General features: G+C 72.8%; 11 protein-coding genes. 8 read left to right on the forward strand and 3 right to left on the reverse strand.

Features of this window, described 5'->3' with window-relative positions:
* Positions 1 to 4 precede the first annotated feature (4 nt).
* Positions 5 to 1069: a serine/threonine protein kinase gene (locus tag OHQ87_RS10205; RefSeq protein WP_328347220.1), complete on the reverse strand. Its 1065-nt coding sequence runs from the start codon at positions 1067 to 1069 to the stop codon at positions 5 to 7.
* A 364-nt stretch (positions 1070 to 1433) separates the two neighbouring features.
* Here OHQ87_RS10205 and OHQ87_RS10210 point away from each other — a divergent pair, with 364 nt between their 5' ends.
* The gene (locus OHQ87_RS10210; protein WP_328347222.1) at positions 1434 to 1835 is read left to right on the forward strand and encodes a hypothetical protein; all 402 of its coding nucleotides are present in this window, start codon (positions 1434 to 1436) and stop codon (positions 1833 to 1835) included.
* A gap of 46 nt (positions 1836 to 1881) precedes the next feature.
* Here the strand turns inward: OHQ87_RS10210 and OHQ87_RS10215 are convergent, their stop codons facing one another.
* Positions 1882 to 3852 carry an N-6 DNA methylase gene (locus OHQ87_RS10215; protein WP_328347224.1) on the reverse strand — a complete coding sequence of 657 codons (1971 nt, stop codon included), beginning with the start codon at positions 3850 to 3852 and terminating at the stop codon, positions 1882 to 1884.
* A gap of 101 nt (positions 3853 to 3953) precedes the next feature.
* On the opposite strand from OHQ87_RS10215, the gene OHQ87_RS10220 reads away from it, so the two are divergent.
* Complete coding sequence (locus tag OHQ87_RS10220; RefSeq protein WP_328347226.1) at positions 3954 to 5714, forward strand: DUF6119 family protein; 1761 nt, start codon at positions 3954 to 3956, stop codon at positions 5712 to 5714.
* Between the two features lie 114 nt (positions 5715 to 5828).
* Here the strand turns inward: OHQ87_RS10220 and OHQ87_RS10225 are convergent, their stop codons facing one another.
* Complete coding sequence (locus tag OHQ87_RS10225; protein ID WP_328347228.1) at positions 5829 to 6710, reverse strand: LysR family transcriptional regulator ArgP; 882 nt, start codon at positions 6708 to 6710, stop codon at positions 5829 to 5831.
* 69 nt (positions 6711 to 6779) lie between these two features.
* Between OHQ87_RS10225 and OHQ87_RS10230 the strand changes: the two genes are divergently transcribed.
* From OHQ87_RS10230 to OHQ87_RS10255, 6 genes are all read left to right on the forward strand, one after another.
* Complete coding sequence (locus OHQ87_RS10230) at positions 6780 to 7373, forward strand: LysE/ArgO family amino acid transporter (protein WP_328347230.1); 594 nt, start codon at positions 6780 to 6782, stop codon at positions 7371 to 7373.
* Positions 7374 to 7404: 31 nt separating this feature from the next.
* On the forward strand, positions 7405 to 7788 hold the full coding sequence (locus tag OHQ87_RS10235; RefSeq protein WP_328347232.1) for a hypothetical protein: 384 nt from the start codon (positions 7405 to 7407) through the stop codon (positions 7786 to 7788).
* Positions 7789 to 7943: 155 nt separating this feature from the next.
* Positions 7944 to 9317 carry a M23 family metallopeptidase gene (locus OHQ87_RS10240; RefSeq protein WP_328347234.1) on the forward strand — a complete coding sequence of 458 codons (1374 nt, stop codon included), beginning with the start codon at positions 7944 to 7946 and terminating at the stop codon, positions 9315 to 9317.
* A 380-nt stretch (positions 9318 to 9697) separates the two neighbouring features.
* Positions 9698 to 11116 (forward strand): DegT/DnrJ/EryC1/StrS family aminotransferase, encoded by a 1419-nt coding sequence (locus OHQ87_RS10245; protein ID WP_328347236.1) that lies wholly within the window; start codon positions 9698 to 9700, stop codon positions 11114 to 11116.
* Positions 11113 to 12288, forward strand: coding sequence for an MFS transporter (locus OHQ87_RS10250; protein WP_328347238.1), 1176 nt, complete (start codon positions 11113 to 11115; stop codon positions 12286 to 12288). Before OHQ87_RS10245 ends, OHQ87_RS10250 begins: the two co-directional genes overlap by 4 nt.
* On the forward strand, positions 12285 to 13244 hold the full coding sequence (locus OHQ87_RS10255; protein WP_328347240.1) for a sulfotransferase: 960 nt from the start codon (positions 12285 to 12287) through the stop codon (positions 13242 to 13244). Before OHQ87_RS10250 ends, OHQ87_RS10255 begins: the two co-directional genes overlap by 4 nt.
* The last annotated feature ends 1 nt before the right edge of the window (position 13245 follow it).

The raw sequence follows: 13245 nt of genomic DNA on the forward strand, positions 1-13245 counted from the left end.
CTTCCTACAGGGTCGAGCGGCGGGCGTACTGACGGCGCATCTTGTCGACCAGCCACGTGACGTCCGATCGGCCGGTGTCCGGCCGCTCGGGGTCGACTTCCGTCGATGTCGTTGCGGGCACCACGACGCGGTCGCCCTCGGTGACCGCGCCGCCCTCCGGGTCCTGCCTCGGGTCGTCAAGATCCGGCGGGACCAGCAGCTCGGTCTCCCCGTCGTAGGTGAGCGCGGCCAGCTCCTGTCGCAGGGCGTGGACGCTCCGGCCGCTGGTGGCGGTGGCGACGGCCAGCAGCCGGGTGCGGACGTCGTGCAGCCCGGGGCGGGCGGTGGGGTCGAAGGCGAGCATGGTGCCGAGCAGCTGGGCCAGCTCGGCCGGCACGTCCGACAGGTCAGGCAGGTCGCTCGGCTCACTGATCCGCAGCAGCAGGTTCCACGAGTTGGTCGGGGGGTAGAGGCCGTGGCCGGTTAGCGCGAAGACCAACGTCGCGGCCAGCCCGTAGATGTCCACCGCCGCAGTGAGCTCCCGCTCACCCTTGACCTGCTCGGGCGACATGTAGGCGGGGGTGCCGACCAGGGCGCCCGGCTCGGTCAGGTAGGCGTGACGTTCGATCAGAATGGCGAGGCCGAAGTCGATGAGCTTCGGTCCATCCGGGCCGAGGATGATGTTCTGCGGCTTGAGATCGCGGTGCAGCAACTTGACCTGGTGCACCTTGGCGAGGCCCTCGGCGAGCATCGCGCCGGCCAGGGCGGCCAGCGGCAACGGCAACGGTCCCCGCGCGTCGACGTGCTGACGCAGCGTCGCACCGGGAACGTACTCGACGGCCAGCCAGGCCGGATTCGCGTACGGGTCGGCGCCCTCCAGCCGGGCCACCCGGGATCCGTAGACCAGCTTCAAGCTGTCGACCTCGGCGGCGAACCGCTCCCGAACCGTCGGTTCCTCGATGAGGTGCTGTCTGATCACCTTGAGCGCCACCCGCTCGGCAGTCGGCGACACCGCGAAGAACACGTCGCCCATGCCGCCCGAGCCGAGTGGTGTGACGATCTCGTAGCCGCCGATCCTGCCCCGCGCCATCCGGTCCCCTCATCACGCCGACCACCCGCCTCGATCGCTGCCGGGTCGACCTCACGAGTGACGGACGCATGACCGTACAACATGGACGATCATGGGGCCAGCCGTCGAATCGGCGGCACTGCGCCCCCGAGGCGTCGCGACGCCGTCCGGTACAGGCATACGCGCAGCTCAATGCCTTGATCAAATAGTCGCGTGTCCATGATTGGACAGCTGCATCCCTGGTCTGACCTGGGCCGGAACGCCTACCGTTTACCTCATAAAGGGGCATTGATCAGATTCAACCGGCAAGTTGCTTCTGATCACCAAATTTACCCCTTTACTGCCACACCGCCGCACCGCTGCGGCGCCACCCGAAGGAGACACCATGTCCACCGAGTCCGCCAAGCACGCCGACCAGCCCGCCCCGAGCGCCAGTGACATCGCCGAGGCCACCGCGCTTCTGGTCCCCGCCACCTCGGCCGGCATGCCGCCGACCGCGCAGCTCTTCTGGGCTGTGGTCGAGGCCAACGGGGTCCTGAACCGTGGCTTCGGGGTGGTCTCGTCCACCCGCCTCGCCGTGGGGCAGTACCAGGTGGTGTTCACCCACGACCTGACCCGCTCCGCGTACGTGGGGAGCATCGGCCTGACCGGTGCCGTCGGGGCCTCGCCCAGTGGCGAGATCGCGGTGGTCGGCCGGTTCGGCGTGCCGAACGGCGTGTTCGTCCAGACGTTCACCTCGGCGGGTGCCCCCGCCGACCGGGCGTTCCACCTGACGATCTCGTCGTGACGCCGGCGCAGCCAGGTCCCCGTCACCCCCGGGTGGCGGGGACCGCTCACGTCGGCCGGATCGCGCCCCGGGCCAGCCCGTCCGCGGTGAGCTGCACCAGTTCCGCCCCCAGCGTCGCCGCCTGCCGCAGTGCCCGCTCGAAGTCGTCCAGCCGCCGGGCCGCCTCGCCGTAGGCCCGCTGCTCCGGCAGGCCCAGCCGCCGCACCGACGCCCGCCGGATGTCGAAGCGCAGCGTCCCGGACAGGCTCGACGCCTGTTTCTCGTTGGCCGAGGTGCGCAACTGCCCGGCCAGGAACCACGGGTCCAGCGCCCCCGGATCCGGCCGCAACAGATAGAGGTTGCGCCCCAGCAGCGCCCCCGCCGTGGTGACCACCCGCGCGGTGAGCTGCTGGGCGACCACCGGCACCACCACGTCCCCCACCTCCAGGGGGATCTGCTGGCCGTACCGGTCGTCGATCCGGCCGGAGGCCTGCGCACCGGCGAGCACGTCCCCGACGGTGAGCACGGGCGGCCCGTCCGGGGCCGGCTCCGATACGCCGGCCCGCACCGGCCCGACCAGGTGCAGCGCGCCGGCCCGGAGCAGCTCGCCGACGGTGAGGAACTGCCCGGCCGCCCCGTCGGGCGCGGGGATGGCCGGCGGCATCAGCGCCGGCAGCTCGGCGACGACGGCGGCCAGCCGCTCTCTGGTGCGTACCAACTGTTCTCCCGACGCCTCGCCGCCGACGGCCGGTTGCCGGCGGGCGGGCGTCAGGTCGACCTCCTCGTCGAGCAGTTCGATCACCGGCACGGTGCGGGCGAAGCCGGCCTGGTCGACCTCGGCGTCCGGCGCGGTGTCGAAGTCCCGCCATACGGCCAGCACCCGGGGGGCGGTCTCGGCCAGCTCGCCGCCGGCCGCGTCGACAAGCAGCGCCCGTGGCGGCGGCGGCGCGTCCGTCGCGGCCCGCCGCACCACCCACAGGTGCAGCGGCACACCGTGCGACGCGGCCACCCCCGGCGCAAGCGCGATCACCGCGCGCAGGTGGCCCCGGCGCAGCAGTTCGCTGCGGATACGCTTGCCGGCGCGGCGGCTGGCCACCGTGGGCGGCATCAGCAGCACCGCGTGCCCGCCGACCCGCAGGTGGGCGAGGGCGTGCTGCACCCAGGCCAGCTCCGGTTCGGTACGCGGGGTGGTGCCGACGATCCAGCGGGGATCGTGGCCCAGCTCGTCGTCGCCCCAGTTGGCGACGCCGAACGGCGGGTGGCAGACGACGGCGTCGACCGGCTGGCCGGCGAACGCGTCGGCGCGCAGCGAGTCACCGGTGCGCACCTCGCCGGGCACGTCCCGCAGGGCCAACCACAGTCCGGCGAGCGCGGCGAGGTCCGCGTCGATCTCCTGCCCGTAGGCGGCGGTGCAGCCCGCGCGGGCGGCGGCCCGCAGGGTGGCCCCGGAGCCGACGGCCGGGTCGAGCACGGTGCCGCCGCCCGCTGCGGCGAGCCCGACCATCAGGTCGGCCAGGTCGTCGGGGGTGGCGAGGGGCCGACCGGGACCGGGGCCGGAGAACCGCCGCCACAACTCGTCGAAGGCGTCCGGCGCACCCCGCTCGTCGGCGAGCGCGTCCACGTCGGCCAGCAGCGCGGCGGGCAACGAACCGGCGGCCGGCAGTGCGGTGGGCAACGAACCGGCGGGCAGCGCCGTACCGGGCTGCGAGCCGGCGGGAGGTGCGGTGGTGTCCTGGGGAGGGTGGTCGCGGTGGCGGGCGAGCAGTCTCGCGCCGACGGCGACGAGGGCGGCGGCCGGCGACTCGCCGGCCGCCGCGAGGTGCCGCCAGAGCCGGTCGGCGGTGTCGAGCTCGGGCAGCTTGCCCTGGTCGCGGAGCCACTGCTCGACCTGGCCCAGGTCGAACTCGGGGCTGGCCGCCGAGCCACCCACCGGGGCGGGGAAGTCGGCGTGCCGTTTGCGCCAGTTGCTGACGGCGGCCCGGCCGACCCCGGCGAGCCGGGCGATCTCCGCTGCCGTCATGGTCGGTGTCTCCTGCATTTTCGTAGTGTGCCACAGCCGTCAAGCATCGCGTCTGTTGACAGCGTTCACGTGTGATGTTCTCATGTACACCGCAACGGAGCCACTGCGAGGAGATCGAGATGCGGCACACGCAGCACCACCTGACGACCGGATCGTCGACCCGCCCGGGTGCGCGGGAGGACTCCCGGCGACCCGGGAACACCCAGCCTCCGCTGTTCGAGCACCCGGTGCCCGCCCCACCACCGGGGACCTACCCGACGACCGTCCACCGGCTCCGGGTCGACCCGACGGCCGCCGGGCTGACCCGGGCGCTGAACCGCCAGTACCTGATGGACAGCGGCTTCCCGGTCAACACCCGGCAGGTCGCCGGCGCACCGGCGCTGCTCGTGCACGGCACCGTGCCCCGCCCCCGCGCCGACTGGTGCGACGTGCTCACCCGCCTCACCGGCCGCGAGGTCGAGCTCGGCTACGGCAGCGGCGGCGGCGCGCTCCTGCTGGCCGTCGACGACCGGGCGTACGCCCTCACCTACGGCACGCTGGGCCGACACCTGATCGAGCAGACGGTCGTCGACCCGACGTTCGGGGTCTCCTTCGCCGTACGCGCACTGCTGTCCAGCGAGATCCGCCAGGTCAGGCGACGGATGGTTGGCATCGCCGGTCGGGTGGACCGCAGCCTCGTCCCGGCCGGTCAACCCATCCGCAAGTTCGGCATCGACAAGTGGGGCGAGATCGTCGGCCAGCTCTGCGGCCCGACCGACAACCCGAACCTGACCGTGTGCCGCCGCACCGGCCGGCCCACCCGCATCGAGGGCGGCGACGCGCTGCGCATCCACCTCGCCGTGGAGCCCGCCGGGCTGCTCGCCGACCTGCGGGAGATCGACCGGGTCTGCCGGCAGGAGTCGCCCCTGGCCGACCTGGAGTTCGTCACCCAGATCCGACCGGTCTCCCCCCGGGATCCCCGACTGCCCGCGCTGACCGCCGCGCTGGACGCCCGGCTCGGCGAGTCGGAGCCGGCGCAGCTCGGGGTGGCCGTTCCCGGCGACCTCGTCGCCGACATCGAGGCCGTGCGGTCGTACCGGATCCAGGTCCCGAAGTCCGGCCGACGGTCCGCCCTGGTCACCGAGCTGGACCTGCCCGCCGTCCTGGCCCACACCCGGCGGGCGGCGGAGGCTGACCGGTGGGCCGGGCTCCAGAAGGGACGGATCACCCTCTGCGCCGACACGGGTGGCACCGAGGAACTGCTCTCGACGCCGGTCGCCCGCTGGATCACCGCCGAGGTGTCGGTCGGCGCGGGCCACCTGCTGCTGCACGAAGGCGGCTGGTACGAGATCGGCGACCGGCACCGCGAGTTCCTGCGCCAGGAGATCGCGGAGATCCTGAGCCGCCCCAGTGGCATCAGCCTGCCGCCGTGGACGCCCGACCTGCCCGACGAGGACGCCTACAACCGGGCCGTCGCCGACCGCGATCCCCGCCTGGTGCTGCTCGACAAGAAGCTGCTGCGCACGGCCCAGCACCGGCGCGGCATCGAGGCCTGCGACCTGCTCGGCCCGCACGGCGAGCTGATCCACGTCAAGCGCGCCTCGGGCAGCTCCCCACTGAGCCATCTCTTCGCCCAGGGCGCCGCCTCGGTGGATGCCCTGCGCTACGAGGCGGACGCCCGGGAGCAGTTCGCCGAGCTGGTCCGGCGGCAGCCCAACGGCCGGGAGATCGGCGCGGACTTCCGGCCCCGCAAGGTGATCTATGCGATCGCCCTGGGCAGCGGTCGACCGGTCACCGTCGGCACCCTGTTCACCTTCGCCCAGGTGGCGCTCTACCGGGCGGTGAAGGCGCTGCGCGCCGAGGACGTCGACGTCGAGGTCGTCGGCATCCCCGCCGCCTGAACCACCCCGATCCCCCAGCCCTACGTCAGGAGACGTGTCATGTGTTCCTTTACCCCACTTCCCCACACCACGCTGCGCAGCCCCGCACGGTTCATCGGTCCCGGCCCGGGGCGGTCAGCGCAGCGCGGTGCCGGCGGCGGCCCGGACGGCTGCCGTCAGCGCCGCCAACGCCGTCGACTCCAGCCGCCAGCACTGCCAGTACAACGGCACGTCGAGGTGGTGGCCGGCGACCAGGTCGACGAGGCGACCGGCGGCCAGGTCGGGGCGCGCGACGGCCTCGGGGAGCAGGCCCCAGCCGAGGCCGAGCCGGATCGCCTGGGTGAAGCTGGCAGTCCCCGGCACGAAGTGCGTCGGCGGGTCGACGTCGCGCCGGGTGAGCCTCCGGGCGAAGCGGTGTTGCAGGTCGTCCTTGCGGTCGAAGCGGATCATCGTCGCGGTCGGGAGCACCGCCGCGGGGTCGCGGCCGGCGAAGCGTGCGGCGTGCAGGGCGGGCGCGGCGACGGCGAGGTACCGCATCGCGCCGAGGCGCAGGACCCGGCAGCCCTGCACGGCGGTGCGTTCGGTGGTGACCGCTGCCATCACGGTGCCGTCGCGCAGCAGGTGCGCGGTGTGCGCCTCGTCGTCGGTACGCAGGTCGACCAGCACGTCAGGCACGGCGGTCAGCGCCGGCAGGAACCAGCCGGCGAGGGAGTCGGCGTTGACCACGACGGCGACCCGGGTACGGGTGCCGTCGCCCAGCGTGCCGCGTGCCGCGTCGAGGGCCTCCTGTTCCAGCAGCGCCACCTGTCCGCCGAGGCGTACCAGCGGGGTGCCGGCGGCGGTCGGCACACACGGCCGGGTGCGGCGCACGAGCACCTGCCCGACGGCCTGCTCCAACGCCTTGATGCGCTGGCTGACCGCCGACGGGGTGACGCGCAGCGCCCGCGCGGCGGCGTCGAAGCTGCCGTGCGTGACGACGGCCTGGAACGTCTCCAGCTGGACCGGGTCGAGCGGCATAAGCGATTCTAACGCTAGTGAAGAAACTTTAGCTGGAGCGCAGGAGCCCGTCACCCTAGCCTGGCCGCCATGGGTTCCGTGCTCGCCGGCTTCGGCTTCTCCCTCGCGCTGATCGTCGCCATCGGGGCGCAGAACGCCTTCGTGCTGCGCCAGGGGCTGCGCAGGGAGCACGTGCTGCCGGTGGTGGCGATCTGCGTGGCCGCCGACGCGACCCTGATGACCGCCGGCATCGCCGGCCTGGGGGCCGCGCTGACCGCGACGCCGGCCGTCCTGGTCGCCGTCCGCTGGGGCGGCGTCGCCTTCCTGCTCGGGTACGCGGTGCTGGCCGCCCGCCGGGCCGTGCGTCCCGCCGCCCTCACCCCGCTGGACCGTCCCCCTGCCACGCTGCGCGCGACGTTGCTGGCCTGCCTGGCGTTCACGTTCCTCAACCCGCACGTCTACCTCGACACCGTGGTGCTGCTCGGCACGGTCGCCCACCAGGACCCGAACCGGTGGGCGTTCGGGGTCGGCGCGGCGACGGCCAGCCTGACCTGGTTCACCGGGTTGGGTCTCGGCGCCCGCCGGCTGGGGCCGCTGCTCGCCCGCCCGGCGGCATGGCAGGTCGTCGACGGGACGATCGCCGTGATCATGGTGGCCGTCGCCGCCTCGGTGGCCGTGGGCTGAGCCGCGAGAACGGCGGCGAAGTAGGTGAGCCGTGCTGTTGAAGTCCGTCGCCCTCGCCGCGTCCGTCGCCGGCGTGCTGGCCACCGCCCCCGCCGCCCCGGCGGCAGCAGCCCAGACCTCGTCCTGGCCGGCCGGGAACTGCCCGCAGGGCTTGTTCTGCATCTGGCCCAACTGGAACCACCCGCCGGAAGGACCCACAGCGACCCCGTTGCTGGTGACCAGCAGCGAATGGACCGGCAACGTGCCGGCGTTCAACTTCTTCAACTACACCTCCCGCAAGGCCGAGATCACCTGGGCCTACAACTACCTCGGGACGCCTCTCACCGGCACGCTGTGCGCTCTTCCCGGCGAGGGAGGGGACCTGTACGTGCCGATGTTCGCGACGAAGGTGAGTTGGCAGACGCACAACTGCTGAGCCCCCACCGATCAGGACTTCCGACCGCAGGACGTCCCGGTCGACGACGCCGGACAGCTGCGGGCCGGGACGGCAGACCCCGCCCCTGGGATGGACGCGTGGACCGTAGGATCGACACCCTTCGACCGACGCTCCACTCAGGAGGGAAGTCCGCCATGACGGGTCCACTCGCCCGGGTCCTCACCTCGGCCTGCCTGGCACTGGCCACCGCCGGCGTCGCAGTGCTCGCGGTCGCGGGCACCACCGCCGTCGTGGCCGCCCCGGCCCGGGCCGCCGGCCCCCGACCGCACTTCCAGATGCCTGTGGGATGCGGCGAGACCTGGCGGATGGCCACCTACTACGGCCATGACGACTACGACATCGACCTGACCTTCACCGGCGGGGCCAGCAACGGCCGACCGGTGCTCGCCTCCTACGGCGGCACCGTCACGTTCGCCGGCTGGGGCAGCAGCGGCGGCTGGTACGTGGTCATCGAGCACGGCGGCGGCTGGCGGACGCTCTACCTGCACATGATCGAGACGCCCATGGTCGCCGCCGGGCAGTGGGTGTCGACCGGCCAGCAGCTCGGCCGGGTCGGCAGCACCGGCAACTCCACCGGCCCGCACCTGCACTACGAGCAGGTTCGCGACGGCGTCAAGACCGAGTCGTACTTCGACGGGGTGCCCTCCGGCATCACCTCCGACGGCAGCCCGTCCACCGGCCCGCTCTACATCGCCGGCCCCACCTCACCGGCCCGGAACATGACCAGCCGCAACTGCGGCCAGCCCGCCAACCGCCAGGTGTACGAGTCCGGCAGCCACAGCGGTTGGCAGATGCTGCCGGTCAACAGCATCACCGGCTCGGCCACCGCGTCGATGGTCGTCGACGGCAACAAGCTGCTCTACACGGTCAACGACGGCCGGGTGTACGAGGCGTCCAGCGACACCGGGTGGCGCAACCTCTGGACCGGCATCTCCGGCGTCAGCAACAGCGCCCTCGCCGTGATCAGCGTCGACGGGGTGAAGTACGTCTACACCGTGATCGGCGGCTGGGTGCACGAGGCGTCCAGCGCCAACGGCTGGCGCAACCTGAACACCGGCATCTCCGGGGTCAGCAGCAACGCCCTCGCCGCGATCAACCTCAACGGCGTGAAGATCATCTACACCGTGGTCGGCGGAACGGTGCACGAGGCGGCCAGCAACAACGGCTGGCGCAACCTCAACTCGGGCATCTCCGGGGTCAGCGCCAACGCCCTGGCCGCGCTCACCGTCGACGGGGTGAAGTACGTCTACACCGTGATCGGCGGCTGGGTGCACGAGGCGTCCAGCGCCAACGGCTGGCGCAACCTGAACACCGGCATCTCCGGGGTCAGCACCGACGCCCTCGCCGCGATCGCCTTCAACGGGGTGAAGATCGTCTACACGGTGGTCGGCGGGATGGTGCACGAGGCGGCCAGCAACGCCGGCTGGCGCAACCTCAACTACGGTGTCCGTGGCACCGCCGTCTCGGCGACGAGCATCAGCGGCGTGAAGGTCCTCTACACCGCCTGACGATCACGCCGACCCGCCAGGCCTTCCCGCACGCACGGTAGGAGGCCCGCTGCCCGCCGCCCACCCACCCGAGCAGGGCCGGGGCGATCCGACGCACCGGAATGTCCCACCATTGACCATTCGTAATGCTCACTGTCAGCAATGACGGTGGCCGCCGATCCGCCTCAACGGGTGCTAAGTCGACGACCGACGCCGAGCGGATGGTTGACGGCCCGCATCCCGGCGGCAATCATGTTGTTCACTGGATTCCCGGCCCGCGCAAATGTCGGATCTGGTGGTTCTTTCGGCGTTTCGACGCGGTTGCCCGCGAGGTGGAAGCCTCGCGCGCAATTCCTATCGACTCAGTCGGAAAACCGCCGCAGGCAGTCAGGAGCACACCGGTGAACGGGAACGACGAATGTCCCGCACCGACCCGAACCGAAATCGGGTCGCACGGCGTTGAGCTGCACGAACAACTCGCCCTCCGGGGCGGTGCACCGATCCGGCGCACCCCGTGGCCCACCTACGACAAGGGCGCGGTGCACGTCTGCCGGGAGGACGAGGAAGCGGCGATGCGGGCCATCCGCAGTCACCTCTACTTCCGCTACGACCACCGTAACGAGTCGGAAACGGAGTGCGGGCAGTTCGAGGCCGAATTGTGCCGCTATTTCGGCACCCGGCACGCACTCGCGGTTTCCAGTGGCACCGCCGCGCTCGCGCTGGCCATCATGGGTGCGGCCGTTCCCCCCGGCGCATTGGTGGCCTGCCCGGGATTCACCTTCGTCGCCACGCCCAGCGCCATTGTGTTGGCCGGTTGCCGCCCATTCCTGGTCGAGGTCGACGACGACCTACGGATGGACCTCGACGACCTGCGCCGCCGCTGGCGACCGGAGATCAAGGCCATCCTGGTCGTGCACATGCGCGGCTTCGCCGCCGACGTCGCGGCGCTGGCCGCCTTCGCCGCCGAGATGGGCGTACCGCTGATCGAGGACGCGGTGCCCGCCCTCGGGGCCGAGCTGCACGGCCGCAAGCTGGGCACGTTCGGGGTGGCGGGGGCGTTCAGCACCCAATCCGACAAGGCGCTCAACTGCGGCGAGGGCGGATTCCTGGTCACCGACGACAGCACCCTGTTCGGCCGGGCGGTGGCGCTGTCCGGGGCGTACGAGGGGCGGCTGCGGCGGCACTTCCCGGACGGCGATCCACCTGTCGACGGGTTGGAGCTGCCCCTGCTCAGCCTGCGGATGGACGAGATCCGGGCCGCCCTGCTACGCGCCGAGCTGACCCGGCTGCCGGATCGGCTGGCCCTGTTCCACCGCAACTACGCCCAGGTCAGCGGGGCACTGGCCGACGTGGCGGGGATCGCGATCCGCAAGCCGGTCGCGCCCGGGGCGTACCTCGGTGAGGCGTTCGTGTTCCGGGTGCCCGGCGGCGACGCCGGCTGGTTCGCCCGCGCGCTGCGCGCCGAGGGCATCGACGCCCGCAACATCGGTTCGGACGACGACCTCAACGTTCGCGCCTTCTGGAACTGGCGGTTCATGTACGACGACACCGACCCGGCGCGGATCCGCGCCACCCTGCCGCGCACCGCCCGGCTGCTCGCCGAGACGGTCGACGTGCCGCTGTCGTCCAGCCTGACCCCCGACGACTGCGGCGAGCTGATCCGCGCCGTCCGCAAGGTGGCCGCCGCCCTGCCCTCGACCGGGTCGGCCCCCACCGGATCGGCCCCGACAGTGGCCGGAGCGGACCCGGCCGCCCCCGCAGTGACCCGGGCTGAGTCGTCCGACCCGGCCCCGGTCGGGGCGGAGTCGGTGCGCGCATGACCACCGTTCCCACCCGGGACGCGGCCGTCCCCCGGCTTGCCATGGTGGGCATCTTCGGTGGCCTCTTCGCCGGCTACCTGGGGCTCACCGCCGTCATCCCGGTGCTGCCGGCGTTCCTGCGTGACCGGCACGACGCCGGGGACTTCACCGTCGGCCTGGTGGTCACCGTGACGGCGGTGACCGCGCTGCTGGTCCGCCCGGTCGCCGGCGCACTGGCCGACCGGCACGGCCACCGCACGGTGATGCTGGCCGGGGCGCTTGTCGTCGCCGCCGGGGGCCTGCTCTACCTGCTGCCGTTGAGCGTGCCCGCGCTGGTCGCGGTGCGGCTGCTGCTGGGTGCCGGGGAGGCCGCCCTGTTCACCGCAGGTGCGGTGTGGACGGTGGCGCTGGCCCCGCACCACCGGCGCGGTCAACTCATCGGCCTGTACGGGGTGAGCATGTGGGGCGGCATCTCCGCCGGCACGTTCCTCGGCGCCACCCTGCAACAGGTCTCCTTCACCGCGGTCTGGGTGCTCAGCGCCGCCGCGCCGCTGGTCGCCGCCGGGCTGATCGCCATGGTGCCGACCCCGGCCCGGACCGCCCCGACCGGCGGCGGCGGTGGGCTGCTGCTGCGCCCGGCGCTGCTGCCCGGGATCGCGCTGACCTTCGGTGCGGCCGGTTACGCCGGGCTGGCCGCGTTCGTGGTGCTGCACCTCGACACCCGCGACATCGGTCACGGGGTGGTGGTGCTGAGCTGCTTCAGCGCCGTCTACGCCGGCACCCGGCTGGTCATCGGTCACCTGCCCGACCGGCTCGGCCCGCGCCGGGTGGCCGCCTGGTGCGGGGTCGGCGAGGCGGTCGGGCTGGCCGTCATCGCGGTCGCCCCCAACCTGCCGGTCGCGGTCGCCGGCAGCGTGATCATGGGGGTCGGCTTCTCGCTGCTGCACCCGTCGCTGGCGCTGATGGTGATGAACCGGACAGACCCGGCCCGCCAGGGCGCGGCGATCGGCGCGTACACCTCGTTCTGGGATCTGGGGCTCGCGGTGTGGGGGCCGGTCACCGGTCTGGTCGCCGCCGGCTTCGGCTACCCGGCGGTCTTCACCGTCGGCGCGGCCTGCGCCCTGGTCGCGGCCGTGCTGGCGGTACGGATCGGCCGCCCGGTCACCGCACCCACGGAGGTACCCGCCCGATGAGCGACCCGTTGACCGTCCTGTGCGTCACCGGCTGGTGCCGCAACGGCAGCACCATCATCGGCAACGTCCTCAACGAGGTGCCCGGTTTCTTCCACGTCGGTGAGCTGCACTTCCTGTGGAAGAACGCGACCGGTCGGGGGGTCAACGACAGGTGCGGCTGCGGCGAGCCGCTGACCGGCTGCCCGATCTGGTCGACGGTGCTGCCGATCGGCCGCCCCGACGGCACCTCCCCCGACGCGCACGCCGAGGCGGTCATCCGTCGGCAGTGGACCCGGGTGCGGACCAGGCACACCTGGCGGGTGCTGCGGCGCGGCCTGCACGACGACGAGATCCGCGCACACGCCGACCTGATGGGCCGGGTCTACCGGGGCATCGCCGAGCGCACCGGCGCGCGGGTGATCGTGGACACCACGAAGATCCCCGGTGAGGCGGCGCTGCTGTCGCACCTGCCCGGCATCCGGCCGTACTACGTGCACCTGGTCCGGGATCCCCGGGCGGTGGCGCACTCGTGGCGGGAGCCGAAGCAGTACGTCTACGCGATGTCCGCCGCCCGCAGCACCGCCTACTGGCACGGCTTCAACCTGGCCTCCGCCGCGATCACCCGCCGGCACCCGGACCGGTCGATGTTCCTGCGCTACGAGCAGTTCACCGCCGCCCCGGCCGGCACCGTCGACGCGCTGCTGCGGCTCTGCGCCGCCGACCCGGCCGGCAACCCGGTGCGGGGCCGCACGGTGCAGCTGCACCCCAACCACACGGTCACCGGCAACCCGGACCGGTTCCGCACCGGCCCGACCCTGATCCGGGACTCCGACGACGGCTGGCGGCGCACCCTGTCGCCCCGCCGCCGGCTGGCCGCCACCGCGTTGGCCTGGCCGCTGTTCGGCCGCTACGGCTACCGGTCCACCGGCGGATCCAGCACGACCAAGGTCGGCAGCACACCGGACAACGGGAGGTAAC

The sequence above is a fragment of the Micromonospora sp. NBC_00421 genome, assembly GCF_036017915.1.
Lineage (GTDB): Bacteria > Actinomycetota > Actinomycetes > Mycobacteriales > Micromonosporaceae > Micromonospora.